Genomic DNA, 25592 nt, shown 5'->3' with positions numbered 1-25592 from the left:
CCGGACAGCGTGGCCCAGCTCACAGCCCGCTGTCGAGCAGGTGCGGGCCGCTGCGACGCGGCTGTCAGGATGGCCGGGTGAGCGACCAGCGCAGGGCTCTCGTCCTCGGCGGGGGCGGCATCACCGGCATCGCCTGGGAGATCGGCCTGCTGGCCGGCCTGGCCGAGCGCGGCGTCGACCTCACCGACGCCGACCTCGTCGTCGGCACGTCGGCCGGCAGCGTGGTGGGCGCACAGCTGACCAGCGGTGCCGACCTGGAGACGCTGTACGGCCGGCAGCTCGAGCCCCCGGCGGCCGAGCGGGCCGCCCGGATGCGGAGGTCGGCCCTCGCCTCCCTCGGCTGGGCGGTGCTGCGCAGCCGCGGCGACGACGCCGCCTTCCGCCGGCGGGTGGGCGCGCTCGCGCTGCGGGCCGAGGCCGCCGGGCTGACGCCGTCGGAGCAGGAGCGGCTCGACGTCATCGGCTCCCGGCTGGTGTCGCGGGAGTGGCCCGCGCGGGCGCTCACCGTCACCGCCGTCGACGCCGCCACCGGTGAGTTCCGCGCCCTCGACCGCGACTCCGGGGTGCCGCTGGTGACGGCGGTGGCGGCCAGCTGCGCGGTCCCCGGGGTGTACCCGCCGGTGACGGTCGACGGGCGGCGCTACGTCGACGGCGGCATGCGCTCGGCGGCCAACGCCGACCTGGCCACCGGGTGCGAGCGGGTCGTGGTCCTGGCGCCGATCGTGCGGGGCGTGGGCCCGATGGCCAGCGTCGACGCGCAGGTCAGCGGCATGGTGGCGCGGGTCGCCGTCGTGTCGCCGGACGGGGCCGGCCGCCGGGCGATCGGCCGCAACGTGCTCGACCCGGCCGCCCGCCGTCCCTCGGCCGAGGCCGGCCGGGCGCAGGCGGTGTCGGTGGCCGAGCAGGTCGCCGCCGCCTGGACCGGCTGAGGGCGGCTGTCGAGGGGTTCACCGGTCGTTCGGTCGACGGTCCCGGTCGCGGCCACGTCGCCGGGCTGGGATCGTCCGGGCCGTCGGCGACGGTCGCCGTCCGAGCCCGGGGGAGTGCACCCATGTCACGTGCCCACTGCCGGACCGCCGCGCTGAGCGCCGCGGTCCTCGCCGTCCCGCTGTTCCTGACCGGCCCGGCCGCGGCCGCCCCACCGCCGGAGGTGGACGGAACCCGCGCGGACGAGCTGCTGGTCATCGGGCACCGCGGCGCCTCGGGCTACCGGCCCGAGCACACGCTCGCCTCCTACGAGCTCGCGGCCCGGATGGGGGCCGACTACATCGAGGCCGACCTGGTGAGCACCTCCGACGGCGTGCTGGTCGCCCGCCACGAGAACGAGATCTCCGGGACCACGGACGTCGCCGAGCACCCCGAGTTCGCCGACCGGCGCGCCACCAAGGTGATCGACGGGGTGGAGATCACCGGCTGGTTCACCGAGGACTTCACCCTCGCCGAGCTGCGCAGCCTGCGGGCGGTGGAGCGGCTGCCCGAGCTCCGCGAGGAGAACACGATCTACGACGGGCTCTACCGGGTGCCGACCCTCGATGAGGTGCTGGAGCTGCGGGAGGAGCTCAGCCGGGAGCTCGACCGGGAGGTCGGGGTCTACGTCGAGACCAAGCACCCCACGTACTTCGACTCGATCGGGCTCTCCCTCGAGGAGCCGCTGGTCGAGTCCCTGGAGGCGGCCGGCCTGACCGCCGAGGACGCGCCGGTGTTCCTCCAGTCGTTCGAGACGACGAACCTGCAGGAGCTCGACGAGGTGGTCGACGTGCCGCTCGTCCAGCTGCTCTCGGCGACCGGTGCGCCCGCCGACCTGGTGGCCGCCGGTGACCCGCGCACCTACGCCGACCTGTCCGGCGCGGCGGGGCTGGTCGAGGTGGCCGGGTACGCCGACGGGGTCGGGCCGGAGAAGGCGCAGGTCATCCCGCGGGATGCGGCGGGGGACCTCGGTGAGCCGACGGCGTTCGTGGCCGACGCGCACGAGGCCGGGCTGCTGGTGCACCCGTACACGTTCCGCAACGAGAACGAGTTCCTCCCCACCGACCTGCGCGACGCGGGCGAGGAGCCCGGGGACTACGGCCGGGCGATCGAGGAGCAGTTGGCGTTCTGGGCGACCGGCATCGACGGGATCTTCACCGACAACCCCGACACCGGCGTCGTCTCCCGGGAGCTGTTCGAGGACGAGGAGGACCAGGCCGCCGCCTGAGCACCCCCTGGTGACCACGGCGCCGTGACCACGGCCGGAGCCCGCGGGGTGGTCGCGGCGCCGTGATCGCCGGGAAGACCGGTCGCCGGGCGTGGTGTTGGAGCGGCCGTGAAGGTCGAGATCTGGTCCGACGTCGTCTGTCCCTGGTGCCACATCGGCAAGCGCCGCTTCGAGGCCGCCCTGGCCCGCTTCCCGCACCGCGACGCGGTCGAGGTGGAGTGGAGGGCCTTCGAGCTGGACCCGGGCGCGCTCCCGGCCGCCGCGGGTGACGAGGTCTCGCCGACCGAGTACGCCGAGCGGCTGGCCCGCAAGTACGGCACCTCGGTGCCGAGCGCGCAGCAGATGACCGACCACATGACCCAGCAGGCCGCCGCCGAGGGGCTGGACCTCCGGTTCGACCGGGCGGTGCGCGCCAACACCTTCGACGCCCACCAGGTCGTCCACCTGGCCGGCGAGCGCGGGGTGCAGGACGCGGTCGAGGAGCGGTTGCTGACCGCCTACTTCAGCGAGGGCGAGGCCGTCGGCGACCGCGAGACCCTCGTCCGGCTGGCCACCGAGGCCGGGCTGGACGCCGACGAGGTGCGCGCGGCGCTGGCGGACCAGCGGTACGCCGGGGCGGTGCGGGCCGACGAGGCCGAGGCGCAGGCGCTGGGCATCAGCGGCGTCCCGTTCTTCGTCGTCGACCGGAAGTACGGCGTCAACGGCGCGCAGCCGGCCGACGCGCTGCTCCAGGTGCTCGAGCGGGCGTGGGCCGAGCGCACCCCGCTCATCCCGGTGATCAGCGGCGGCGAGGTCTGCGGCCCCGACGGCTGTTAGGAGGACCCCTCAGGGGAGGTGGCGTCGCTCGCACCGCGGCCCCGGTGCTGTCGCGAGCCCGCGGTCACTGGTGACGAGTGGGCACCCCAGGCTCTCGGCGAGGGCCGCGTACGTGGCGTCGTAGGCGCTCAGGTTCGCGCGCAGCTGCCAGATCCGCGGCAGCAGCGGGGTGTGCGGGTACCGCTCGATCCCGAGGACCGCCAGGTCGGCAACGGCCTCGGCCGCCCGGCCGCCGTCGACGGACCCGACGGCAGTGAGTCTGCGCAGTCCTGAGACGACCTCGACGTCGAACAGTGCCGGTGCGTGGAGGTCCTCGGTCGCGACGATCGTCCCGAGGTCGTCGGCGACCGAGCCGGTCTGCAGGAGCAGTCGCAGCACCACCGAGGCGTCCACGACGAGGGACACGTCAGCGCGCGTCGCGCTCGGCGTGGAGGGCGGCCACGATCTGCTCGGTGTCGACCGCCGCGTCCTCCCGCGCCGTGACGCGCGCCAGGAACTCCTCCGCCGTCGGGCGCCGGGCGAGCCCGCTGACCTCCCTGCGCAGGTACTCCGACAGTGACAACCCGGCGCGGGCAGCCCGGACACGCAAGACCTCGTGGACGTCCTCCGGGACGTCACGGACCTGGATCGTCCTGCCCATGCGTGCACCCTACCTGCACTGCATGCACAGTGCATGGTGTTGGCAGGTCACACCACCGGCTCGGCCACCAGCGAGCCGGCCGAGTGCTCCTCCCGCAGCCGGGTCTTGAGCACCTTGCCGCTGGGGTTGCGTGGCAGCGCGGGGACCACCGAGTACTCCCGCGGGTTCTTGTAGCGCGCCAGCCGCTCGCGGCACCACGCGGTGAGCTCCTCCGGCGTCGGCGCGTCGGCGGGGTCCCGCGGGGCGACGACGGCCAGCGGCGCCTCGCCGAAGCGGGTGTCCGGGACGCCGATCAGCGCGACCTCGGCGACCTTCGGGTGCGCGGCCAGCACGTCCTCGACCTCGGCGCAGTACACGTTCTCGCCGCCGGTGATGATCATGTCCTTCTTGCGGTCGACGACGTAGAGGTAGCCGTCCTCGTCCTGGCGCACCAGGTCCCCGGAGTGGAACCAGCCGCCGGCGAAGGCCTCCGCGGTCGCCTCGGGCTTGCCCCAGTACTCCTCCATCACCATCGGGCTGCGGTAGACGATCTCGCCCACCTCGCCCTGCGGCACGTCCTCCATCGCGTCGTCGACCACGCGCACCTCGACGTTGAGCATCGGCGTCCCGACCGAGCCGATCTTGCGCACCGAGTCCTCGCCGCGCAGGAGGCAGGTCACCGGGCTGCACTCGGTCTGCCCGAACGCGGTGACGACCTCGGCCTGCGGGAACGTGTCGATCATCGTGCGCAGCAGCGTCGTCGACGCCGGGGCCGCGCCCCAGGAGATCCGGCGGAGCGAGGACAGGTCGCGGGCGGCGATGCCGGGGACGGCGACGATCGCGGCCCACATCGCCGGCACCAGGAAGATGCTGCTCACCCGCTCCCGCTCGATGAGGTCGAGCGTGGCGACGGGGTCGAAGCCGCCCGAGCGCAGGATCACGTGGGTGCCGCCGAGCAGCAGCGGCGGCAGACCGCCGGCCAGCCCGGCGATGTGGAACAGCGGCGCGCCGGGGACGGCGACCCGGTCGTCGGGGTCCCAGCCGAGGTGGGTGACCTGGCTGAAGACGTGCATCAGCAGGTTGCGGTGGGTCAGCACGGCGCCCTTGGGGCGGCCGGTCGTGCCCGAGGTGTACATGATGAACGCCGGCGCGGACTCGTCGACCTCGACGTCCAGCGGCTCGCCGCCGGCCTCGGCCGCCGCCGCCTCGAACTCCTCGCCGATGGTCAGCACCGTGGTGACGCCGGGTGCCTGCACGCGGGCCTTGGCGCCCACCTCGGCCAGCGCGGCGTCGACCACCAGCGCGACCGCACCGCTGTCGGTGAGCACATGGGCCACCTCGTCGGCGACCAGCCGGAAGTTGACCGGGACGACGATCGCGCCGAGCCGCACACCGGCCAGGTAGGTCTCCCACGTCTCGAGGCCGTTGAGCGCGAGGACGGCGACCCGGTCACGGGTGCCGACGCCGCGGGCGGCCAGGGCGCGCGCCAGCCGGGTCACCCGCTCGTCGAGCTCGCCGTAGGTGCGCCCGGTTCCGTCGAAGCGCAGGGCGACGGCGTCCGGCGTCCGGCGGGCCCAGCGGGCGAGCTGGTCCGACGCGGTCATGCCGCGGCCGGCGAGGGTGGGGACGTCCACGGGGCCTCCTCAGGGTGTGACCCGCGTCATGCTGGCCGGGGCGCCGGGGAGGGTCAACCTCCGCCGTCCGGCGTGCGCGCGACGGCGCCGACGACCAGTGGGTTGACCAGGACGGCGTCGTGCTCGGCGGCCTGTGCCCGCAGCCGCTGCTCGAAGGTCTCCGGCCCGATCTCCTCGCGCGTGGCCACGCCGGTGCGCTCCATGACGGGCAGCAGGCCGGCGACGTCCCCGGCCACGACCGACCAGCCGACCGCGTCCCCGCCCCGCTCGAGGGGCGCCGCGGCGGTGAGCACCGGGTCGGGCAGCCCGGCGGCCCGGAACACACCGGTCAGCCGCAGCGCCATGTCGACCGGCCGGCCCGAGCGCGTGAACGTCCCGAGCAGCCAGGCGTTGAAGGCGGTCAACAGCGGCAGCTCCGGCTGGGCGGCGCGGGTGGACAGGGCGACGTCCGCGAACGCCACGACCCCGCCCGGACGCACGGTGCCGGCCAGCCGGGCCACCTGGGCGACCGGGTCGGGCAGGTGCACCAGGATCAGCCGGCCGACCACCGCGTCCACGGGCGCGGGCGGGCGCCAGCGGGTCACGTCGGCCTGCTCGAAGGAGACGTTGCGCAGCCCGGCGGCCGCCGCGCGGGCGCGGGCGAGCTCGAGCGGGCGCGGCGCGGCGTCCAGACCCAGCACGGTCCCGGTGGGACCGACCCGTTCGGCGGCCGCCAGGCTGACGTCCCCCGGTCCGCAGCCCACGTCGACCACGGTCGCGCCCGGCCGGAGCCCGGCGCTGTCGAGCCAGGCCGCGGTCACCGGCCCGTAGACCTCCGAGAGGGCCGCCAGTCGGGCCATCTCCCGGTCGGTCGAGCCCAGCACGTAGCCGCCCGCCGCCGGGGCGGAGCCGTCGTCCATGGCGCCCCATGCTGGCCCGGCGGACCCCACCGCGGTACGGGTCGGCGCGCGCCGGGGCCCGCGTTGACCACGTGCAGTGACCGCTGTCACGCTGCGGGCGACCCCGCTGGACGACGAGAGGCGCTGCCCGTGGACTTCGACGACACCCCCGAGGAGGCCGCCTACCGGGCGCGCGTCCGGGCCACGCTGGAGGAGCGCGACGCCGACCTGCTGCACGTGCGGCCGGGGCAGTCCGCCGACGCCCGCCGGTACGAGGCGGAGCTGCGGGCCACCGAGCGGGTGCTGGCCGAGGCCGGGCTGGTGGGCGTCACCTGGCCGCGGGAGTACGGGGGGCAGGGCGGGACGCTGGTGCAGCAGGCGATCGTGGCCCAGGAGCTGGCCCGCGCCCGCGTGCCCACGCTGGTCAACCACATCGGCATCGGCATGTGCGGGCCCACCGTCATCGCCCACGGCAGCGACGACCAGCGGCAGCGCTACCTCGCCCGGCTGCTGCGCGCCGACGACGTGTGGTGCCAGCTGTTCAGCGAGCCGGCGTCCGGGTCGGACCTCGCCGCGCTCCGGACCTCGGCCGTCCGCGACGGCGAGGACTGGGTGGTCAACGGCCAGAAGGTGTGGACGACGCTCGCCCACGTCGCCGACTACGGCATCCTGCTCACCCGCACCGACCCGGAGCGGCCCAAGCACGCGGGGCTGACGATGTTCGTCGTCGACATGCACGCCCCCGGCGTCACCGTCCGGCCGCTGCGCCAGATGAGCGGGGACGCCGGCTTCAACGAGGTCTTCTTCGACGACGTTCGCATCCCCGACGGCGAGCGGCTCGGCGAGCCCGGCGAGGGCTGGCGGGTCGCGCTGACCACGCTGATGAACGAGCGGGTCGCCATCGGCGGCGCCGGCAGCGACATCGGCCAGTCGGCCGAGGCGCTGGCCGCGCACGCCCGCGACCGGCTGCCCGCCCTCGGTGCCGAGCAGCAGGTGCTCGCCCGCCAGGCGGTGGGCCGGGCGCTGGTCGCCTCCCTCGCCACCCGCTACACCGGCTACCGCCGGTTCACCACCCTGAGCCAGGGCGGGGTGCCCGGTCCGGAGGCCAGCGCCGGCAAGCTCGGCGGCACCGCCGCGGCCCGGCTGGTGGCCGACGCCGGCGTCCGGCTGCTCGGCGACGAGGCCGTCCTCGGCGCCACCGCCGACGGCGACGAGACCTGGCAGCGGGCCCAGGCCTACGTGCCCGGCGTCGCCATCGCCGGCGGCACCGACCAGGTGCTGCGCAACATCCTCGGCGAGCGGGTGCTCGGCCTGCCGCCGGAGCCGCGCACCGACAAGGCCGCCCCCTTCTCCTCCTCCGGAGCACGCCGGTGAACTTCGACCTGTCCGACGACCAGCGCGACGCCGCCGCCGGCGCCCGCGCCTTCTTCACCGGCTCGGCGTCGCCCGCCGCCGCGCGGGCGGCCCTGGAGGGCACCGCCGCCCCGGCGCCCGGGCGCAAGGCGCTGGCCGACATCGGCTTCCTCGGCATCACCGTCCCGGAGTCGGCCGGGGGCGCCGGCGGCAGCGTGCTCGACCTCGCCGTCGTCGCCGAGCAGGGCGGCGCGGTGCTCGCCGGGCCCTCGCTGGTCAGCGCCGCGCGGGCGGCGGTACTGCTCGAGGGCACGCCCGAGCTCGCCGCGCAGCTGGCCGACGGGTCGGCCGCGATCGCCGTCCTCGACGGACCGGTGACCGGCTCGGCGCCCTCGGTCGACGCCGCCGACGCCACGCTGTTCCTCGGCCTGGACGGCGGCGCGCTCGTCGCCGGGGAGGGCGAGGTCGTGCCGGGCACGCCGCTGGACGCCACCCGCGGGCTGGCCCGGGTGCGGATGACCTCGCGCCGGGTGCTGGTCGAGGACGCCGCGGAGCTGTGGGCGCGGGCCCGGCACGTCGGGGCCGTCGTCATGGCCGCGGAGGACCTCGGCGCCGCCGACCGGGCGGTGCTGATGGGCGTCGACTACGCGCAGCAGCGCGAGGCGTTCGGCCGGGTGATCGGCTCCTACCAGGCGGTCAAGCACATGCTCGTCGACGCGTGGGTGGGCGTGGACCAGCTGCGCTCGCTGGTGTGGTGGGCCGCCTGGGCCGCGGACTCCGCGCCCGCCGAGCTGCCGCTGGCCGCCTCGGCCGCCAAGGCCTACGCCGCGGAGGCGTTCGAGCGGGCTGCGGAGACGGTGGTGCAGGTGCACGGCGGGATCGGCTTCACGTGGGAGCACGACGCGCACCTGTACTGGCGCCGCGCCAAGGTCGACCGGCTGCTGCTCGGCGACGCCGCCGAGCACCTCGACGCCGTCGCCCGGCTGGCGGTCGCCGGCGCCCTCGGATGACGCCGACCCAGCTGCGCTACGAGGTGGCCGACCGGGTCGCCACGATCACGCTGTCGCGGCCCGAGCGGCTCAACGCCTTCACCCCCGTGATGGCCGCCGAGCTCGCGCAGGCCGCGGCCGCCGCCGACGCCGACGAGGCGGTGCGGGTCGTCGTCGTCACCGGGGCGGGGCGGGCCTTCTGCGCCGGCGCCGACCTCGGCGCCGGCTCCGGCGGGCTGGGCGACCGCTCCCGCGGCGACACGGCCGGGGCGCCCGGCCGGGGCTCGGTGGACGGCGTCCCGCGTGACTGGGGCGGGGTGGCGTCGCTGCCGTTCGCCGCGCTGCGCAAGCCGGTCATCGCCGCGGTCAACGGCCCGGCGGTCGGCATCGGCGCGACGATGACGCTGCCGATGGACGTGCGGATCGCCGCGGAGTCGGCCCGCTTCGGCTTCGTCTTCGCCCGCCGCGGGATCGTCCCGGAGGCCGCCTCGTCGTGGTTCCTGCCGCGGGTGGTCGGCATCAGCCAGGCCGTGGAGTGGGTGGCCACCGGGCGGGTGTTCGACGCGGCCGAGGCGCTGCGCGGCCGGCTGGTCTCGCGGGTGGTGCCCGACGCCGACCTGCTGCCCACCGCCCTCGGCCTCGCCCGCGAGATCGCCGACAACACCTCCGGGGTCGCGGTGGCCGCCGCCCGGCAGATGCTGTGGTCGATGCTGGGCGCGCCCTCGCCGTGGGACGCCCACCGGGTGGAGTCCCGCGCGCTGGCCGAGCTGGCCCACGGCCCCGACGCCGCCGAGGGCGTGGCCGCCTTCCTCGCCAAGCGGGACGCGGACTTCGCCACCCCGCTGGGCGACGGCGCCGTCGCCGGGGTGCCGCGCTGGCCGCAGCCGCCGGCCGACGTCACCGGCTGAGCGCGCCCGCGCCACCGCGGTGCCGGTGGGTCAGCCGTCGACCCACCAGGTGTCGTGGCGCGCGTAGAACTCGGCCATCTCCTCGTCCGACGGTCGCCGGCCGCCGGCCGCCAGGTGCGCGAGCCCCTCGAAGTACGCCTCTCTCGGCGCTCCGGGGGAGAACAGGATGAGCATCGAGGCCGGTTCCCCGGACTCGTTGCGGAAGCCGTGCACGCCCCCTTCCGGCACGAGGACGAAGTCGCCGGGGGCGGCGTCGGCCCAGCCCCGGCCGTCGTGGATGCGCACCCGCCCCTCGAGGACGAAGAAGGACTCCGAGATGCTGCGGTGCAGGTGGGGTCCCGGACCGCTGGGCTCGGGACCCATGTTCCAGCGGTACAGGCCGTAGTCGCCCCGGGTGCCGGCACCGGTGGCCAGGTAGTCGCACGAGCCGCTCGCCGTGACCAGGTCGTGCGGGGCGTCGGCGCGGCGCCATCGCGCCGAGACCTCGCCCTGGCCGGAGTGCCGGTCCGGGGGATAGGGGTGCGGCGGCGGGAAGAAGGACACGGGACCTCCTGTCGACTCGCTGCGCTCCGCGCAGCGGCTCGGGGAGGACCAGTGGACCACCTCCGTCGGCGGTGATCACGGCGCACCACACCGTGGCGATCGCGGCGACCGGTGCGGTGCGAGCGGCCCGGCAGCACCGAGGCCGGCAGCCCGGCGACGGTGGCGACGCCGACGATGCCGCCCACCTGCAGCCACGGGAGGCCGACGCCGGTCAGTCGGGGTCGAGGTGGCGCAGCAGCGTCTCGCCGAGGTCGCGCATCGCCTCCACCTGAGCGGGGGAGAGCTGGTCGAACAGGTGGGTGCGCACGCCCTCGACGTGGATCGGGGCGGCGGCCTCCAGGGCGGCGAAGCCCTCGTCGGTGAGCACGGCGAGCAGGCCGCGCCCGTCCTCGGCGCACTCCTGGCGGCGCACCCAGCCGCGCTCCTCGAGCCTCGAGACCGCGTGCGAGAGGCGACTGCGGGAGGACAGACAGCGGTCGGCGAGCTCACTCATCCGCATCTGGCGGCCGGGTGTCTCGGACAGCTGCACCAGGATCTCGTAGTAGGCGTGCGGGATGCCGGTGGCCCGCATGAGCTCCCGGTCGAGCCGGTCGTTGAGCAGCTGGCTGCTGTAGAGCCACGCCCGCCAGGCGCGCTGCTCGTCGCCGTCGAGCCAGCGCGGCTCGCCGGCGGGGAGCCCGACGGCGTCCGGCGTGCGCCCCCCGCGTGACACCTGCCTCGTCATGGTCCCAGGGTACTTGCGGAATAGATGAGTGCTCAACTATGCTCTAGCCGGCAGAAGGTCAAACGCTCAACCATCGAGAGGTACCTGTCATGACCAGCAGCACCGCCGTCCAGATCCCCGGCTACCTCGCCGGTACCTGGGACATCGACGCCGCCCACTCCACCGTCGGCTTCTCCGTCCGCCACATGATGGTCAGCAAGGTTCGCGGCTACTTCACGGAGTTCTCGGGCGAGATCGTCACCGCCGAGGACCCGGCGCGGTCCACCGTGACCGCCACGATCGACATGGACTCGATCGACACCCGCCAGGAGCAGCGCGACGCGCACATCCGCTCCGCGGACTTCTTCGACGTCGGCAACCACACCGTGATGACCTTCCGGTCGACCCGCGTGGTGGGCCTCGACGGCGGCGACTGGACCCTCGAGGGCGACCTGACCATCAAGGGCATCACCAAGCCGGTCACCCTGGAGCTCGAGGTCAACGGCTTCGGCCCCGACGCCTACGGCGGCACGCGCGCCGGCTTCAGCGCCAAGACCTCCATCTCCCGCAAGGCCTACGGCGTCGACATCGACCTGCCGATGGACGGCGGGGGTGTCGTCGTCGGTGACAAGATCGACGTCGAGCTCGAGATCGAGGCCGTGCTCCGCACCGCCTGAGCCAGGACCCTCCTCCCCCACCCCTCGCACGCCCGGGGCGGTGCCCTGGAGGAGTCCGCTGCGAGGGCCCCGGGCGTTCCGCTCGGGGCCCTCGGCGCGTCCCGGGAGCCGCGGGGTCGTGGGAACCCCGCCGCCCTCTCCCGCGTCTCCGGTTCACACCGGGGAGCGCGGCGGCCGGTCCCGCGCGCCACGCGGCGGGAAGGGGGCGTGGCCGTGCGGATCCTCGTCGTCGGAGCCGGGATCGCCGGGCTGTCGGCCGCTCTGCGACTGCGCCAGCTCGGTGGGTCCCCGACGCTGGTGGAGGCTGCGCCCGGGCCCCGGGGCCGTGGCTACATGATCGACTTCTTCGGGCCCGGTGTCGACGCAGCCGACCGGCTGGGGCTGCGACCCGCGCTGGAGCGCATCCACGCCCCGGTCGAGCGGCTGGTGTTCGTCGACGGATCCGGTCGATCACGGGTCACCGTCAGCTACCCGGCGCTGCGCCGCCGCGTGTTCGGTGGGCAGCACTACAACTTCCTGCGCGGCGACCTGGAGGCCCAGCTGCACGCCGCAGCGCGGGACGCCGGGGTCGAGCTGTCCCACGGTCGCGAGGTGAGCGGCGTGCAGCAGGCCGAGGCGGCCGGGGACCCGGTCGTGGTGCGCTACGCCGACGGCGCCGAGGAGGAGTGGGACGTCGTCCTGGGGGCCGACGGGATCCACTCCCGGGTCCGCACCGACCTGCTGGAGCCGGACGAGTGGACCACCCGCGACCTCGGTCATGCCGTCTGGGCCTTCATCCTGGACGGCGGCGTGCCGGGAGTGCGACGGGAGGACTTCCTCACGCTCGCCGCACCCGGACGCATGGTGGCGGCCTATCCGGTCGACGAGGGACGCACCGCCGTCTTCTTCGTCCACCGGTCACCCGACGGCGGGGGTGAGCCCGGTGCCGACCTCCCCGGCACGCTGCACCGCCGCTTCGGTGATCTCGGCTGGCTCGTTCCCGAACTGCTCGCGAGGGCCCCCGCGGCCGTGGACCGCTACACCGACCGGACGGTGCAGGTCCGCTCGCGTGTGTGGCACCGCGGCCGGGTCGCCCTGCTCGGTGACGCGTGCTGGTGCGTCTCCCCGCTCGCCGGCCAGGGAGCGTCGCTCGCCCTGGCCGGTGGTGTCGCGGTGGCAGAGGCGCTGGCGACGGCGTCGGCTGTCGCCGACGTCCCCGTGGTGCTGGACCAGGTGCGCGATCGACTCGGGCCCGTCGTGGCGCGGCGCGCCGACGCGGGCGCCCGGACGGCGTCCTGGTTCGCGCCGGAGGAGCGGTGGCGGATGGCCGTGCGGGACGTGTCGCTGCGCGCATCGGCGTGGGGGTCGTCGGCCCGGTGCTCGGCCGGCGGCTCGGCCTGGTCCGTCCGGCCGCGTAGCCCTGCACCGCGTGCACCTGGACGCGGCCGGGGAGACTGGACGGCATGACGAGCTCGACCCTCACCCGCGCGCGCACCCGCACCCCCTCCGCCCTCCTGGTCGCCGTCGGTCTCGCGGCCGGCTTCGGCGTCGCGCAGGGCACCGGGATCCGGGCGCTCGGCGGCGCGGTCTTCGCCCTCGGCGGCCTGGGGGCCGCCTGGCTGTGGGTGCAACACCGTGGCTGGGCGGTGGCCCTCGGCCTCGGCGCCCTCTACGTCGGCGCCTTCGTGCTCGCCCACGTGCTGGCGCTCGGCGTCGGGCTGGCGTCCTGCCTGGCGGTGGCCCTGGTGACGCTCGCCGCCGCCGGGGTCACGTACGCGGTGGCCGACCGGCCGCGGTCCGGGGAGCTCACCCGCTGACGCGTCCCGGCTCGGGACGGCGCGTCGCACCGGTCGTCGGCCAGGGGCGGGTGGGGCTGGTCACACGCCTCCGGCCTGGCCCTCGCCGGCGGTCTCGGGGCGGTGCGGGAGCACCGCCGTCTGCGGACCGCCGGCCGGCTCCTGGCCTTGCTCGGGCAGCACCTCGCGCACGCCTGAGTGGTGAGCCTGCTCACGGATCGCCGGTCGGCCCCCTGCAGGGTCCCGCCGCGAGCCTGCGAGCGGAGGGGGGCAGGGGGTCCCTCTACTAGCATGGGAAGGTCGCCGGGCCGGCGGCTGTTGACCCTGGCGTCTGGGCGCTCCGCAACAGAGACGGACGCGCCGACCCCCTGATCTCCCCCGAGGTGCCCCTCCGCATGCCCACCCGTGACGACCTGCGCAACGTGGCGATCATCGCCCACGTCGACCACGGCAAGACCACCCTGGTCGACGCCCTCCTCCGCCAGGCGGGCGCCCTCGGGCGCGCCAAGGGCGAGGGGACGGACAACGACTCCACGCAGGACCGCGTCATGGACTCGATGGACCTCGAGCGCGAGCGCGGCATCACCATCCTGGCCAAGAACACCGCGATCCACCTGGCCGACGAGAACGGCAACCCGGTCGTCGTCAACATCGTCGACACCCCCGGCCACGCCGACTTCGGCGGCGAGGTCGAGCGCGGCCTGTCGATGGTCGACGGCGTCGTCCTGCTCGTCGACGCCTCCGAGGGCCCGCTGCCGCAGACCCGCTTCGTGCTGCGCAAGGCGCTGGGCAAGGGGATGCCCGTCATCCTCGTGGTCAACAAGACCGACCGCTCCGACGCCCGCATCGGTGAGGTCGTCGACGAGACCTACGAGCTGTTCATGGAGCTGCTCGAGGACTCCGGCATGGACGTCGACACCCTCGACTTCCCGATCGTCTACAGCAACGGCAAGACCGGCCAGGCCTCGCTCACGCGCCCGGCCGACGGCACCTCGCCCGACAGCCCGGACCTCGCGCCGCTGGTGAAGACGCTGCTCGACACGATCCCGCCGCCGGTCTACGACGCCGAGGAGCCGCTGCGCGCGCAGGTCACCAACCTCGACGCCTCGCCCTACCTCGGCCGGCTGGCGCTGCTGCGCATCCACTCCGGCACGATGAAGAGCGGCCAGACGGTCGCCTGGTGCCGGACCGACGGCAGCATCAAGAACGTCAGGATCACCGAGCTGCTGGTCACCGAGGGGCTCACCCGCACCCCGGCCGAGAGCGCCGGCCCCGGTGAGCTGGTGGCCATCGCCGGCATCGAGGACGTCATGATCGGCGACACCCTCGCCGACCCCAACGACCCGCGCCCGCTGCCGCCGCTGACCGTCGACGAGCCGTCGATCTCGATCACCATCGGCATCAACACCGCGCCGCTGTCGGGCCGCTCGGGCAAGAAGCTGACCGCGCGCCTGATCAAGAACCGCCTCGACCAGGAGCTGGTCGGCAACGTCTCGGTGCGGATGCTGCCCACCGAGCGCCCCGACACCTGGGAGATGCAGGGCCGTGGCGAGCTGGCGCTGGCCATCCTCGTCGAGCAGCTGCGCCGCGAGGAGTTCGAGCTCACCGTCGGCCGTCCGACCGTCGTCACCAAGGTCATCGACGGCAAGCTGCACGAGCCGGTCGAGCGGGTCACCATCGACACGCCCGGTGAGTACGTCGGCACGCTGACCCAGGCGCTGGCCACCCGGCGTGGGCGCCTGGAGAACCTGGTGCACCACGACACCGGCTGGGCGCGGATGGAGTACATCGTCCCCTCGCGCGGCCTGATCGGGTTCCGCACCGAGTTCCTCACCGAGACCCGCGGCACCGGCGTCCTCAACCACAACCTCGAGGGCTACGAGCCGTGGCTGGGCGACATGCGTGCCCGGCCGACGGGCTCGCTGGTCGCCGACCGCCAGGGCGTGGCGACGACGTACTCGATGTTCTCGCTGCAGGAGCGCGGCCAGCTCATGGTCCAGCCGGGCACGGACGTCTACGAGGGCATGATCGTCGGTGAGAACTCCCGTCCGGACGACATGGACGTGAACATCACCAAGGAGAAGAAGCTCACCAACATGCGCAAGTCCACCTCCGAGGAGCTGGAGCGGCTGATCCCGCCGCGCATCCTGAACCTGGAGCAGGCGCTGGAGTTCTGCGCCGAGGACGAGTGCGTGGAGGTCACCCCGGCCGCCGTCCGCATCCGCAAGGTGGTGCTCGACCAGACCGAGCGCGGCAAGGCGAAGAACCGCAAGCCCAAGCCCTGAGGGAGGACCTCCCTGCCCCCACCGCTCGCAGGCTCGTGGCGGGCCCCTGCAGGGAGGCCGCCGTCCGGTTCGCCGGACGGCGCCGCTGTACAGCTCCGCGGAAGTGCACCGCGTGCGTCGTGACCGGATCGTGACCGCTGGTGATGACCGGCCGGAGGGCGTCGACAGGCCCGGCCGGTACACGTGGGGGCGCGCCGGGACGCCGACCTACGGTCGTCGCGTGGACCCGGACGCGGGCCCGCGGAGACGAGCAGAAGGCAGACGCTGATGACGACGACCCGGGTGGTGCGGGGCCCCGAGGGCTTCCGCGGTGGCATCGACGTCCGTGTGAGCCTGCGTGCGGACGTCGGGTCGGGGGAGAACACCTTCGACGGGGCCTGGTACCCGCGCAGCCGTGACCTCGCCGTCGAGGTGCCCGAACTGGTGGCGGCGCTGGACCGGCGCGGCCTGCGCATCGAGCGCTTCACCTACCCGCTCGGCCCGTGGCAGCCGGCCCCGCGCAAGCTCGTCGTCGACGACCGGGTCGTCCGGACCGGCGGGTTCAGCAGCATGGACCCCGGCGTGGTCTGCCTGAGCTGGGCCGGCGGCAACCGGCTCGCGAACCTGCTCGTCGTCCCGCCGGAGACCGACGTCATCACCGGCGTCCGTGCGCTGCGGCTGTGCACCCGGCGCGGGCTGCCCCGCTCGCCGCAGATGGTGATGGCCGCCGCGCGGTCGCAGCCGCTGCCGCAGGTGCCCGACCTCCCGGTCACCCGGGCGGTCTGAGGGAGGACCTTGCGCTGACCGCGGAACCGGCTGGACGGCGGGGGAGCGGCTCGGCTGGGGTGGGTGCCATGCGACTCCTGGTCCTCGGCGGCACCCACTTCCTCGGCCGGTACGTGGCGACGGCGGCGCTCGACCGCGGCCACGAGGTGGCGACGTTCACCCGCGGGGTCAGCGGCCCGCCGCCGTCCGGCGTCCGCGCCCTGACCGGTGACCGCGACGACCCCGGCGCCCTCCCGCGCGCCCTGGACGGCTGGACGCCGGAGCTCGTCGCCGACACCTCCTGCCAGACCCGCGCCGCCGCCGTCCACGCCGCCGCGGCCCTCGGCGGGGACGCGGGCGTGCGGTCCTACGCCTTCGTCAGCAGCCTCAACGCCTACACCGGCTGGCCGCCCGGGCCCATCCCGAGCGAGGACGAACCGGTCGGCGAGAGCGCGGGGGACGAGTACGGGTCGACGAAGGCCGAGGCCGAGCGGGTACTGGGTGCCGCGTTCCCGGGCCGCTTCCTCACCGCCCGCGCGGGCCTGATCGCCGGACCGCGCGACATCGTCCACCGGATCGGCTGGTGGCTGGAGCGGATCGCCCGGGGCGGGCGGGTCGTCGTCCCCGACGCGCTCGACCAGCCCATGGCGCTGGTGGACGTCCGCGACCTCGCCGGCTGGCTGGTCGTGATGGCCGAGCAGGGCGAGACCGGCGCGGTGAACGCTACCGGCCCGGCCGGCATGACGACCTACGGCGACCTGCTGGTGCTGTGCCGGGAGGTCACCGGCGGCGATGCGCAGCTCGTGCCGGTGCCCGAGGAGGACCTGCTGGCCGCCGGCGTGGAGCCGTGGCGGCACCTGCCGCTGTGGCTGCCCCGCGAGATGGCCCGCACCGCCTGGGACGTCGGCACCGCGCGTGCTCGCGCACTCGGCCTGCCCAGCCGCCCGGTGCGCGAGACGCTCGCCGACACCTGGGCCTGGCTGCAGGCGACGCCGCACCGGCCGCCCCCGCCGCACGGCCTGCCCGAGCCGGGCCTGCCCGCCGAGCTCGAGGCGGCGCTGCTGGCGTCGCGATGACCAGGTGACCTGATCGTGCGGTGTCCTCCCTGACCGCTGACCGTGCGGGAGGACGCCCGGGCATCAGGGTTCCTCGTCGTCGCCCACCGGGACGCCGGGAGGCCCCGCCCGGCAAGCGACGGACGGGGCTCCCCCGTGGTCTCCGGTCCCGTCCCGGGCCAGGCCCCGAGCGTGCGAGGGAGGCCCGGCAGGGGGTCCTTCGTCAGTCCTGCGGGGCGCTGGGGCGGCCGGCCCCGATGCTCCGCTCCAGGTCGGCGACGTCCGCGGCGTCGGCCGGCGGGATCGCGTGCCGGCCCGCCCCGTCCTCGGCCAGGCGGGCGGCCTCGGCGGCCAGGGCGTCGGCCGACTCCTGCGCGCGGTCCCTGCGGTACTGGCGGTAGGAGTGGACGACGGCGGCGGCCCAGACGGCGTAGATCACCGCGTAGACGGCGTAGCGGACCGGGTCGGAGGCGTCGATCCAGTCGCTGCGCAGCAGCGTGCGGCTGTTGGTGAGGATGATCATCCCGCCGACCAGCGAGCCGAGCATGCGCGGCGGGACGTGGTGCACCAGCCAGGCCGCGATGGGGGCGGCGACCAGGCCGCCGGCGAGCAGACCCAGCGCCCACAGGAAGTTGATCCCCTGGGACCCGAGGGCGATGAGGAAGCCCAGGCTGGCGGCGAGGGCGACGAGGAACTCGGAGGTGTCGATGGAGCCGATGACCTTCCGCGGCTCCATCCGGCCGCTGGCCAGCAGCGCCGGCGTGCCGACCGGACCCCAGCCACCGCCACCGGTGGCGTCGACGAAGCCGGCCACCAGGCCGAGCGGGGCGAGGAAGCGCTTGCGCGCCGGCTTGCCGAGGTTGCGGCGGTCGATGCCGCGCAGGGTGAAGCGGACCACCAGGTAGACGCCGAGCGACAGCAGGATCAGCGACATCACCGGGGCGGCGACCTCGGTCGAGAGGCTCGACAGCACGTGGGCGCCGACGAACGCGCCGATCGCGCCGGGGAAGCCGACCTTGGCGACGACCTTCCAGTCGACGTTGCCGAAGCGCCAGTGCGCCACGCCCGACATCAGGCTGGTGCCGATCTCGGCGAAGTGGACGGTGGCCGAGGCCGCGGCGGGGTTGGTGCCGAAGGCGAGCAGCAGCGTCGTGGAGGTGACGCCGTAGGCCATGCCGAGGCTGCCGTCCACGAGTTGCGCGCCCAGGCCGGCGAGCGCGAGCACGATGAGGGTCTTCACGGGGCTGACTCCGGGGAGGGAGACGCCGGGCGCGCGGGGGCGTGGCTTCCGGCGAGGACGAGCGGGGGGACGGGGCGCGCACGGAGCGCGGGACCCAGGGGGCGCCGGGGACGGCGCGGGGGTCAGCAGCCCGGACAGGCGGCGGTGCAGACACGCAGCAGGTCGACGTGGATCCGCCCCACCAGGAGCACCCTCGTCACCGCCACGGGTCCTATGTCTACCAGATCGATCGACAATTGCCGACCCGGGCCCGGCGGGCCACCGGTCGACCCACGGGGACCGGCGCGGACGGCGGGCCGGTCGGCGCCGGCTCAGCCGACGACGAGGTCCGTCAGGAAGTAGGCCATCGCCGCCACCGCGCCGGCCGCGGGGAGCGTCACGACCCAGGCGACGACGATGTTGCCGGCCACGCCCCAGCGCACGGCCGACAGCCGCCGGGTGGACCCCACGCCCATGATCGACGTCGTCGTGATGTGCGTGGTGGAGACCGGGACGGCGAACACCGTCGCGGTGGTGACCATGACGCCGGAGGCGACGGTCTGCGCGGCGAAGCCACCGGCCGGGGTGAGCTGGATGATCCGCCGGCCCATGGTGCGCATGATGCGGAACCCGCCGGCGTAGGTGCCCGCGCTGATGGCGCCGGCCGCGGCCAGCACGACCCACAGCGGCACCTCGAAGCTGTCGATCTCACCGGCGGTGAACAGCGCCAGCGTGATGATGCCCATCGTCTTCTGGGCGTCCTGCAGGCCGTGGCCGAGGGCCATGGTGGCCGAGCTGACGATCTGGGCGTAGCGGAAGCCGCGGTTGGCACGGGTGACGTTGGACCGCCGGAAACTCCAGAGGATCACCAGCATGAACAGGTAGCCCAGGCCGAAGCCGACCAGCGGCGAGAGCACCATCGGGATGACGACCTTGTCGAGGATCCCCATCCACTGCACCGAGTGGGCCGCGGCCAGCGCCGCGCCGACCAGGCCGCCGATGAGCGCGTGCGACGACGACGAGGGCAGCCCGAAGTACCAGGTGATCATGTTCCAGGTGATCGCCCCGATCAGTGCGGCGAAGACGATCTCCAGGCCGCCGCCGCCCTCCGGGGGGTCGATGATCCCGGCGCCGACGGTCTTCGCCACCTCGGTGGACAGCACCGCGCCGACCAGGTTCATCACCGCCGCCAGGGCCAGCGCGACCCGCGGGGTCAGGGCCTTGGTGGAGACGGCGACCGCGATCGCGTTCGCCGCGTCGTGGAAGCCGTTGGTGTAGTCGAAGGCCAGCGCGACGACGACGATGACGACCAGCGCGACGAAGGCCGCGTCCACGGGGGTCAGGACTCCTTGACCGCGATGGTCTCGACGACGTTGGCCACGTGCTCGAAGGCGTCGGCGGCCTCCTCGAGCTGGTCGGCCACCTCCTTGAGCTTGAGGATCTCCAGCGCGTCGAACTCCCCGCTGTAGAGCCGCGAGAGCAGCCGCCGGTAGAGCTTGTCGGCCTCGTTCTCGATGCGGTTGACCTCGATCCAGTACTCGGAGAGGTCCTTGAGCGTGCGCAGCCGTGGCATCGCCTCGGCGGTGGTCTGCGCGGCCCGCTGCAGCAGCGCCGTCTGCTGGCTCATCTCCGCCGGCAGGGTGCCCAGGCCGGTGAGGACCACCAGGTCGGCGGCGGCCTCGACGAAGTCCATGACGTCGTCGAGGTCGCTGGCCAGCCGGTAGATGTCCTCCCGGTCGAAGGGCGTCACGAAGCTGGAGTTCAGCTGCCGGAAGATCGCGTGCGTCGACTGGTCGCCGATGTGCTCGAGCTCGCGCAGTCGCTCGGCCAGCTCCTCGCGGCGCGCGTGGTCGTGGATGAACTCGCTCAGGACGTCGGTGGCCGTCACCAGGTTCTCCGCCGAGGCGGTGAACAGCGGGTAGAAGCTCGAGTCCTTGGGGGTCAGGCTGAAGGGCACGCGGGGCTCCCGGTCGGCAGGTGGGGCGGTCGCCTGCCGCGGGGGAGCGGTGGAACGGCCGCCGGGCAGCATAGGTACCCGTTCGCGTTCCGTTCACCTCGCGGTCAGGCGCGCGCCGCGTCGGCTCCCGTCGCGTCCTCCGCGCCGGCCCCGTCCAGCGCCGCGACGAGGTCGGCACGGGCCCGCGCGACCCGCGAGCGGATCGTCCCGACCGGGCACCCGGCGACCTCCGCCGCCTCGGCGTAGGACAGCCCGAGCAGCTGGGTGAGCACGAAGGCCTCGCGGCGCTCGGGGTCCAGCCGGGCCAGCAGGTCGGTGACGGCGGCACCCTCGCCCACCCGGTCGGCACCGTCGATGCGGCCGAGCGCCTCCAGGTCGGCGTCGTCGCGGACGAGGGTCAGCCGGCGCCGGCGGCGCGACCGGACGGCGTCGGCGCAGACCCGCCGGGCGATGGCCAGCAGCCACGTGCGCAGCGAGGAGCGGCCCTCGAAGCGGTGCAGGGAGGCGAAGGCGCGGGCGTAGGTCTCCTGGGTGAGGTCGTCGGCCGACTGCCGGTCGCCGAGCGCCGCGCACAGCCGCCAGACGTCGGACTGGGTGGCCCGGACGAGGGTGGCGGCGGCCAGCGGGTCGCCGTCCACGGCGCCCGCCGCGGCCCGCTCCAGCTCGTCCACGTCCCTCCTCCGTGCGGGGTCCCCGCGAGCCGGGAACCGGACGGCCCTCCGCGACGACTACTGCTGCATGCAGTGTGCACCGTTCCGTGAGGCGGCCTCGGCGCGTCTCGACGGCGAGCCGCTCGGCATGCCGGCCGCCGAACTCGACCGCCACCTGGCCGTCTGCCCCGACTGCGCAGGCTGGGCGCAGGCGGCCGGGCAGGTCACCCGCCGCACCCGGCTGGCCCCCGTGCCCGCTGTGCCCGATCTCACCGCTGCCGTCCTCGCCGCCCTGCCCCGGTCGCTGCCCGGCGCGGCCGCGGCCGCCCGCAGCCGGCTGGTGCGGTCGGCGCTGCGGCTGGCCCTGCTGGCCGCGGGCGTGGCACAGGCGGGACTGGCCTGGCCGGCGCTGGCCGGCGGCAGCGCGGCCATGAGCGCGCCCGTGCACATGGCGAACGAGGCCGGCGCCTGGAACCTCGCCGTCGCCGCGGCCTTCGTCGCCGTCGCGGCGCTGCCGCGGCTGGCCGCCGGTGCCCTGCCGTTCCTCGCGACGTTCACCGTGCTGCTCGCCGTCACCACCGTGCGCGACCTGCAGGCCGGGCACGTGCACGCCGACCGGGCCGCCGCGCACCTGCTGCTGCTGGCCGGCGTGGTGCTGATCGCCGTCATCGCCTGGCGGCAGCGGCCGCGTCGCCGGCCGGCCGGGGTGCTGGGCCGGGAACGGGTGCCGGCGTGAGCGAGCTCGCCCCGCGGCGGCGCCCGTCGCTGCTGCTGCTCGTGCTGCTCGCCGGCTGGCTCGGCCTCGGTGTCGCCACCGCCGGCCCGGCCGCCGCGCACGCCGAGCTGGTGTCCACCGACCCGGGGGAGGGTGCCCGCCTCGACGCGGCGCCCGACGCGGTGACCCTGCGCTTCACCGAGGGCGTCTCCCTCGGTGCCGGCTACGCGCGCGTGCTCGGTGCGGACGGCGAGCGGGCCGACACCGGGGCGCCGTCGGTGGACGGCGGCACGGTCACCGTCCCGCTGCGCGAGGACCTGCCCGACGCCGGCTACGTCGTCACCTACCGGATCGTCTCGGCCGACTCGCACCCGATCAGCGGGGCCTACGCCTTCGTCGTCGGTGACGGCGAGCTGGCCGACGCCGCCGCGGTGGCCGACGACGCCGACGTCGACCCGCTCGTGGCCGCGGCGCTGCCGGCCGCGCGGACCCTCGGCTTCGCAGGGCTGGCCGTCGGCCTCGGTGTCCCGGCGTTCCTCGCGCTGTGCTGGCCGGCCGGGTGGGCCTCGCCGCGGATGCGCCGGCTGACCACCGCGGGCCTGGTCGCCGTCGCCGTCGGCGCGGTGCTCACCGCCCTGCTGCAGGGGCCCTACGCGGCCGGGGCCGGGCTCGGTTCGCTGCTCGACCCGGCGCTGGTGGCCACCACCGGCTCCTCGGCCTTCGGGCTGACCACCCTGGGCCGCGGGGCGCTGGCGCTGCTGCTGGCCGCGCTGCTGGTCCCGCTGTGGCGCCGCGCCGGCGCGCCGACGGCACAGGAGTCGGCCGGTCTGGCGGTGCTCGCCGGCGGCGTCGTCCTCACCACCGCCGCGGTGGGGCACCCGGTCGCCGGGCCGCTGCCGGTGTTCGCCACCGCGGTCACGGCCGTGCACGTGGCGGCGATGGCGCTGTGGCTCGGCGGGCTGGCCGCGCTGCTGGCGGGGCTGGTCCGGCGCGGCGCCGAGGCCGGCGAGCTGGCCGGCGCGCTGCCGCGGTGGTCGCGGATCGCCTCGGGCTCGGTGGCCGCGCTGGTGGTCACCGGCGTCGTCCAGTCGGTGCGCGAGGTCGGCTCGCCGACGGCGCTGGTGTCGACGACCTACGGCTGGGTGCTGCTCGCCAAGCTCGCGCTGGTGCTGCTGCTCCTCGCCGCCGCCGGGGTCTCGCGGGTGTGGGTGCAGCAGCACCTCGGCGTCGCCCGGCCCCGGCCGGGCGGGCGCCGGCGGGTGACCGCGCACGCGTTCGCCGCGCCGGCCTCCGGCGCCGACGAGCAGGCCGACGAGGGCACCGTCGCCGCCGCCCGGGTGCGGGCGGCCGCACAGGCGCGCGGAGCGGTCGAGGACGTCGGGCCGCTGCGCCGCTCGGTGCTGGTCGAGGCCGCCGTCGCCGCGGTCGTGCTCGCGCTGTCGGCGGTCCTGGTCGGCACCCCGCCGGCCCGCGCCACCCTCGCCGAGCCGGTCGACGTCACGCTGCCGCTGCGGTCGGCGGCGGGGGAGTCCGGCAGCGTGCAGCTGTCGGTCGACCCGGCCCGTCCCGGCGCCAACACCCTGCACCTGTACCTGTTCGACGACGCCGGTCAGCTCGCCCAGCCGGCCGACCTGCGCGTCACGCTCACCGAGCCCGAGCAGGAGATCGGCCCGCTCGAGGTCGACCTCGAACCCGCCGGACCCGGCCACTGGGTGGCCGACGGGATGTCGATCCCGGGCGCCGGCACCTGGACCGTGGCGGTCAGCGTCCGGCTCGACGAGTTCACCGCCACCACCGCCAGCACCGACTTCCCGGTGCGCTGAGAGCTCGTCAGAGCGAGCGAGAAGGAGAACCGTGTCCCACCCCATCCTGCGACCGCTGGCCCGCGCCGGCGTCGTCCTGGCCGCCGCCCTGGCCGCCCTGGTCGCGTCCGTCGTGGTCGCGACCGGCGCGTCGGCCCACGTGACGGTCTCCTCGGACGACGCCGTCGCCGGCGGCTACGGGAAGCTCACCTTCCGGGTGCCGAACGAGAGCGACACCGCCAGCACCGTGGCGCTGCGCATCTCGGTCCCCGCGGACGCCGCGATGGCCTCCCTGCAGGTGCAGCCGGTGCCCGGCTGGACGGTCTCGACGACCTCCGCGCAGCTCGACGAGCCGGTGACCGTGCACGGGCAGGAGATCGGCGACCACGTCTCCGTGGTGGAGTTCCGCGCCGACGCGGGCGGCGGCATCGCACCCGGCCAGTTCCAGGAGTTCTCGCTGTCCGGCGGCCCCTTCCCGGACGCGGACTCCCTGAGCTACCCGGTGGTGCAGACCTACAGCGACGGCACCGAGTCGGCCTGGATCGAGCCGACCGTCGACGGCGAGGCCGAGCCCGAGAGTCCCGCGCCGGTCCTGTCGCTGACGGCGGCGGACGGTGACACGGCGGACGGCGACACGGCGGCGGCCACCGGCACCGCGGCCGCCGACGGGCACGCGCACGGCGACCCGGTCAGCGACCAGCCGGCCGGCCTGGCGCTGTTCCTGGCCATCCTGGCGCTGGCCGTCGGTCTCGCGGGCGTCGTCCTCGGCTACCGCGCGGGCCGACGTACCGTGTCCTCGTGACCTCCCCCGCGCGCGGCCGGCTCGCCGCGCTGCTCCTCGCCGTCGGTCTCGCGGTCAGCGCCTGCGGGGCCGACGGCGAGTCCGCCTCGGCCGACGAGGGCCACGACCACTCCGGCGGCGCGGCCGCCTCGCTGGAGGGCCCGGGCGACGAGTACGCCGGCATCGACCTGCGCGACCCGTACCAGCGGCCCTCGTTCACCCTCACCGACACCTCCGGCGCGGCCTACGACTTCGCGTCCGCGACGGCGGGGCGGCCGACGCTGCTGTTCTTCGGCTACACGAACTGCCCCGACATCTGCCCCACGACCATGGCCGACGTCGCCCTCGCCCTGCGCGACGTCGACCCGGCGCTGGCCGAGCAGGTGCAGGTGGTGTTCGTCACCACTGACCCGGCAGCCGACACCCCGGAGGTGCTCGCGGAGTACCTGGCCCGCTTCGACGCCGACCTGCCCACCCGCTTCATCGGGCTGACCGGCGCGCAGGACGCGATCGACCAGGCGCAGCTGTCGGCCGGGGTGCCGCTGGCGGAGGACGCCGGCCGGCTGCACAGCTCGCTGCTGCTGCTGTACGGCGCCGACGACCACGCGCACGTCGCCTTCGACGCCGGCAACACCTCCCGCGACATCGCCGGCGACCTGGACGCGGTCGCCTCCGCGGCGTAGCCGTGGTGGGCCCGTCCCCGACGGCGGCCGGGCGGCTGGCCGTCGTCGTCCTCGGGGTGCTGGCCTGGCTGACCCTGGCCGGGCCGGCCGCGGCGCACGTCGGCGGGGGGGCCGCCGGCAGCGACTTCGACGGCCGGGTGACCTCGGTGCAGCCTGCGGTGCCCGGGGTGGGCGTGCGGGTGCTGCAGTTCGGCGACGAGCTCGAGGTGGTCAACACCACGGGCACCGAGGTGACCGTGCCGGGCTACTCCGACGAGCCCTACCTGCGGATCGGCCCGGACGGCGTCTGGCGCAACGCGCACAGCCCGGCCACCTACATCAACCTCGACCGCTACGGCCGGGTGACCCTGCCGCCGGAGGCCGACCCGGCGGCCGAGCCGGAGTGGGTACGGGTGTCCACCGAGCCGCAGTACGTGTGGCACGACCACCGCACGCACTGGATGAGCGAGGGTCAGCTGCCCCCGGTGGTCGCCGCCGACCCGACGCGGTCGCACACCGTGTCGGAGTGGACCGTGCCGATGGCGCACGGGACGACCGCGGTGACCGTGCGGGGCGAGCTCACCTGGAGCCCGCCGCCGGCGCCGGCGCTCACCTGGTCGCTGCACCTGGCGC

Annotated in this window: 26 protein-coding genes and 1 pseudogene; 17 read left to right on the top strand and 10 right to left on the bottom strand. The window is 75.4% G+C overall.

All coding sequences use genetic code 11. The annotated features are described in order from the left end of the window. Nucleotides 1-77 precede the first annotated feature (77 nt). The 3 genes from ABQ292_RS11160 (at nucleotide 78) to ABQ292_RS11150 (ending at nucleotide 3010) form a co-directional block, all read left to right on the top strand. Nucleotides 78-929, top strand: a complete 852-nt coding sequence (locus ABQ292_RS11160; protein ID WP_369206238.1) for a patatin-like phospholipase family protein — start codon at nucleotides 78-80, stop codon at nucleotides 927-929. Between the two features lie 122 nt (nucleotides 930-1051). After that, nucleotides 1052-2194, top strand: a complete 1143-nt coding sequence (locus ABQ292_RS11155) for a glycerophosphodiester phosphodiesterase (protein ID WP_369206236.1) — start codon at nucleotides 1052-1054, stop codon at nucleotides 2192-2194. A 108-nt stretch (nucleotides 2195-2302) separates the two neighbouring features. Then, nucleotides 2303-3010 carry a DsbA family oxidoreductase gene (locus ABQ292_RS11150; RefSeq protein WP_369206234.1) on the top strand — a complete coding sequence of 236 codons (708 nt, stop codon included), beginning with the start codon at nucleotides 2303-2305 and terminating at the stop codon, nucleotides 3008-3010. Nucleotides 3011-3019: 9 nt separating this feature from the next. Here the strand turns inward: ABQ292_RS11150 and ABQ292_RS11145 are convergent, their stop codons facing one another. Genes ABQ292_RS11145 through ABQ292_RS11130 form a run of 4 tightly spaced genes read right to left on the bottom strand, consistent with a single transcriptional unit; the run spans nucleotide 3020 to nucleotide 6162 of the window. After that, the gene (locus ABQ292_RS11145) at nucleotides 3020-3415 is read right to left on the bottom strand and encodes a type II toxin-antitoxin system VapC family toxin (RefSeq protein WP_369206232.1); all 396 of its coding nucleotides are present in this window, start codon (nucleotides 3413-3415) and stop codon (nucleotides 3020-3022) included. Nucleotide 3416: 1 nt separating this feature from the next. After that, on the bottom strand, nucleotides 3417-3650 hold the full coding sequence (locus tag ABQ292_RS11140; protein WP_369206230.1) for a FitA-like ribbon-helix-helix domain-containing protein: 234 nt from the start codon (nucleotides 3648-3650) through the stop codon (nucleotides 3417-3419). Between the two features lie 47 nt (nucleotides 3651-3697). Beyond that, nucleotides 3698-5263, bottom strand: a complete 1566-nt coding sequence (locus ABQ292_RS11135) for a long-chain-fatty-acid--CoA ligase (RefSeq protein ID WP_369206228.1) — start codon at nucleotides 5261-5263, stop codon at nucleotides 3698-3700. Between the two features lie 53 nt (nucleotides 5264-5316). Beyond that, nucleotides 5317-6162, bottom strand: coding sequence for a class I SAM-dependent methyltransferase (locus tag ABQ292_RS11130; RefSeq protein WP_369206226.1), 846 nt, complete (start codon nucleotides 6160-6162; stop codon nucleotides 5317-5319). Nucleotides 6163-6291: 129 nt separating this feature from the next. On the opposite strand from ABQ292_RS11130, the gene ABQ292_RS11125 reads away from it, so the two are divergent. The 3 genes from ABQ292_RS11125 to ABQ292_RS11115 are packed head-to-tail and all read left to right on the top strand — an operon-like array spanning nucleotide 6292 to nucleotide 9391. Continuing rightward, a complete protein-coding gene (locus ABQ292_RS11125) occupies nucleotides 6292-7515 on the top strand; it encodes an acyl-CoA dehydrogenase family protein (protein WP_369206224.1) in 1224 nt (407 codons plus the stop codon). After that, nucleotides 7512-8504 carry an acyl-CoA dehydrogenase family protein gene (locus ABQ292_RS11120; protein WP_369206222.1) on the top strand — a complete coding sequence of 331 codons (993 nt, stop codon included), beginning with the start codon at nucleotides 7512-7514 and terminating at the stop codon, nucleotides 8502-8504. Before ABQ292_RS11125 ends, ABQ292_RS11120 begins: the two co-directional genes overlap by 4 nt. Then, nucleotides 8501-9391, top strand: a complete 891-nt coding sequence (locus tag ABQ292_RS11115) for an enoyl-CoA hydratase-related protein (protein ID WP_369206220.1) — start codon at nucleotides 8501-8503, stop codon at nucleotides 9389-9391. The genes ABQ292_RS11120 and ABQ292_RS11115 overlap by 4 nt, the downstream gene beginning before the upstream one ends. Before the next feature lie 30 nt (nucleotides 9392-9421). Here the strand turns inward: ABQ292_RS11115 and ABQ292_RS11110 are convergent, their stop codons facing one another. Together ABQ292_RS11110 and ABQ292_RS11105 are read right to left on the bottom strand one after the other, a co-directional pair. Continuing rightward, the gene (locus ABQ292_RS11110) at nucleotides 9422-9934 is read right to left on the bottom strand and encodes a cupin domain-containing protein (RefSeq protein WP_369206218.1); all 513 of its coding nucleotides are present in this window, start codon (nucleotides 9932-9934) and stop codon (nucleotides 9422-9424) included. A gap of 211 nt (nucleotides 9935-10145) precedes the next feature. After that, nucleotides 10146-10658 (bottom strand): MarR family winged helix-turn-helix transcriptional regulator, encoded by a 513-nt coding sequence (locus ABQ292_RS11105; protein ID WP_369206216.1) that lies wholly within the window; start codon nucleotides 10656-10658, stop codon nucleotides 10146-10148. 89 nt (nucleotides 10659-10747) lie between these two features. Between ABQ292_RS11105 and ABQ292_RS11100 the strand changes: the two genes are divergently transcribed. From ABQ292_RS11100 to ABQ292_RS11075, 6 genes are all read left to right on the top strand, one after another. Continuing rightward, entirely contained in the window at nucleotides 10748-11314 is a 567-nt protein-coding gene (locus ABQ292_RS11100; RefSeq protein WP_369206214.1) for a YceI family protein, read from the top strand. 207 nt (nucleotides 11315-11521) lie between these two features. Then, complete coding sequence (locus ABQ292_RS11095) at nucleotides 11522-12760, top strand: FAD-dependent monooxygenase (protein ID WP_369206212.1); 1239 nt, start codon at nucleotides 11522-11524, stop codon at nucleotides 12758-12760. After that, on the top strand, nucleotides 12757-13110 hold the full coding sequence (locus tag ABQ292_RS11090) for a hypothetical protein (protein WP_369206210.1): 354 nt from the start codon (nucleotides 12757-12759) through the stop codon (nucleotides 13108-13110). Before ABQ292_RS11095 ends, ABQ292_RS11090 begins: the two co-directional genes overlap by 4 nt. Before the next feature lie 374 nt (nucleotides 13111-13484). After that, a complete protein-coding gene (gene typA / locus ABQ292_RS11085; RefSeq protein ID WP_369206208.1) occupies nucleotides 13485-15374 on the top strand; it encodes a translational GTPase TypA in 1890 nt (629 codons plus the stop codon). 267 nt (nucleotides 15375-15641) lie between these two features. Beyond that, nucleotides 15642-16139: a DUF5994 family protein gene (locus ABQ292_RS11080; protein ID WP_369206206.1), complete on the top strand. Its 498-nt coding sequence runs from the start codon at nucleotides 15642-15644 to the stop codon at nucleotides 16137-16139. 68 nt (nucleotides 16140-16207) lie between these two features. Further along, nucleotides 16208-17194 carry an NAD-dependent epimerase/dehydratase family protein gene (locus tag ABQ292_RS11075; RefSeq protein ID WP_369206204.1) on the top strand — a complete coding sequence of 329 codons (987 nt, stop codon included), beginning with the start codon at nucleotides 16208-16210 and terminating at the stop codon, nucleotides 17192-17194. 202 nt (nucleotides 17195-17396) lie between these two features. On the opposite strand, the gene ABQ292_RS11070 is transcribed toward ABQ292_RS11075, so the two are convergent. From ABQ292_RS11070 to ABQ292_RS11055, 4 genes are all read right to left on the bottom strand, one after another. After that, a complete protein-coding gene (locus tag ABQ292_RS11070) occupies nucleotides 17397-18413 on the bottom strand; it encodes a sulfite exporter TauE/SafE family protein (RefSeq protein ID WP_369206202.1) in 1017 nt (338 codons plus the stop codon). A 311-nt stretch (nucleotides 18414-18724) separates the two neighbouring features. Continuing rightward, complete coding sequence (locus ABQ292_RS11065; RefSeq protein ID WP_369206200.1) at nucleotides 18725-19726, bottom strand: inorganic phosphate transporter; 1002 nt, start codon at nucleotides 19724-19726, stop codon at nucleotides 18725-18727. Between the two features lie 5 nt (nucleotides 19727-19731). Beyond that, entirely contained in the window at nucleotides 19732-20349 is a 618-nt protein-coding gene (locus tag ABQ292_RS11060; protein ID WP_369206198.1) for a DUF47 domain-containing protein, read from the bottom strand. Between the two features lie 104 nt (nucleotides 20350-20453). Then, the gene (locus ABQ292_RS11055; RefSeq protein WP_369206196.1) at nucleotides 20454-21020 is read right to left on the bottom strand and encodes a sigma-70 family RNA polymerase sigma factor; all 567 of its coding nucleotides are present in this window, start codon (nucleotides 21018-21020) and stop codon (nucleotides 20454-20456) included. A 67-nt stretch (nucleotides 21021-21087) separates the two neighbouring features. On the opposite strand from ABQ292_RS11055, the gene ABQ292_RS11050 reads away from it, so the two are divergent. The 5 genes and pseudogenes from ABQ292_RS11050 to ABQ292_RS11030 all read left to right on the top strand — a co-directional run. Further along, complete coding sequence (locus ABQ292_RS11050; protein ID WP_369206194.1) at nucleotides 21088-21735, top strand: zf-HC2 domain-containing protein; 648 nt, start codon at nucleotides 21088-21090, stop codon at nucleotides 21733-21735. Next, the gene (locus ABQ292_RS11045; protein ID WP_369206192.1) at nucleotides 21732-23537 is read left to right on the top strand and encodes a copper resistance CopC/CopD family protein; all 1806 of its coding nucleotides are present in this window, start codon (nucleotides 21732-21734) and stop codon (nucleotides 23535-23537) included. Before ABQ292_RS11050 ends, ABQ292_RS11045 begins: the two co-directional genes overlap by 4 nt. Nucleotides 23538-23568: 31 nt before the next feature. Next, complete coding sequence (locus ABQ292_RS11040; protein ID WP_369206190.1) at nucleotides 23569-24318, top strand: YcnI family copper-binding membrane protein; 750 nt, start codon at nucleotides 23569-23571, stop codon at nucleotides 24316-24318. Beyond that, a complete protein-coding gene (locus tag ABQ292_RS11035; RefSeq protein ID WP_369206188.1) occupies nucleotides 24315-24980 on the top strand; it encodes an SCO family protein in 666 nt (221 codons plus the stop codon). The genes ABQ292_RS11040 and ABQ292_RS11035 overlap by 4 nt, the downstream gene beginning before the upstream one ends. A gap of 2 nt (nucleotides 24981-24982) precedes the next feature. Next, nucleotides 24983-25592: pseudogene (locus ABQ292_RS11030) on the top strand (hypothetical protein); the annotation flags it as partial.

Origin of the sequence: Geodermatophilus maliterrae (assembly GCF_041018925.1) — a bacterium.
Classification (GTDB): domain Bacteria; phylum Actinomycetota; class Actinomycetes; order Mycobacteriales; family Geodermatophilaceae; genus Geodermatophilus; species Geodermatophilus maliterrae.
The sequence above is the reverse complement of the archived record's forward strand: the minus strand, read 5'-3'. Positions and strand labels throughout refer to the sequence as shown.

Bases quoted from the DNA above. Each gene is read 5' to 3' on its own strand.
- ABQ292_RS11155 (WP_369206236.1), top strand. From the start codon at position 1,052: ATGTCACGTGCCCACTGCCGGACCGCCGCGCTGAGCGCCGCGGTCCTC.
- ABQ292_RS11140 (WP_369206230.1), bottom strand. From the start codon at position 3,650: ATGGGCAGGACGATCCAGGTCCGTGACGTCCCGGAGGACGTCCACGAG.
- ABQ292_RS11130 (WP_369206226.1), bottom strand. From the start codon at position 6,162: ATGGACGACGGCTCCGCCCCGGCGGCGGGCGGCTACGTGCTGGGCTCG.
- ABQ292_RS11115 (WP_369206220.1), top strand. From the start codon at position 8,501: ATGACGCCGACCCAGCTGCGCTACGAGGTGGCCGACCGGGTCGCCACG.
- ABQ292_RS11105 (WP_369206216.1), bottom strand. From the start codon at position 10,658: ATGACGAGGCAGGTGTCACGCGGGGGGCGCACGCCGGACGCCGTCGGG.
- ABQ292_RS11100 (WP_369206214.1), top strand. From the start codon at position 10,748: ATGACCAGCAGCACCGCCGTCCAGATCCCCGGCTACCTCGCCGGTACC.
- ABQ292_RS11090 (WP_369206210.1), top strand. From the start codon at position 12,757: ATGACGAGCTCGACCCTCACCCGCGCGCGCACCCGCACCCCCTCCGCC.
- typA (WP_369206208.1), top strand. From the start codon at position 13,485: ATGCCCACCCGTGACGACCTGCGCAACGTGGCGATCATCGCCCACGTC.
- ABQ292_RS11080 (WP_369206206.1), top strand. From the start codon at position 15,642: ATGACGACGACCCGGGTGGTGCGGGGCCCCGAGGGCTTCCGCGGTGGC.
- ABQ292_RS11075 (WP_369206204.1), top strand. From the start codon at position 16,208: ATGCGACTCCTGGTCCTCGGCGGCACCCACTTCCTCGGCCGGTACGTG.
- ABQ292_RS11050 (WP_369206194.1), top strand. From the start codon at position 21,088: ATGCAGTGTGCACCGTTCCGTGAGGCGGCCTCGGCGCGTCTCGACGGC.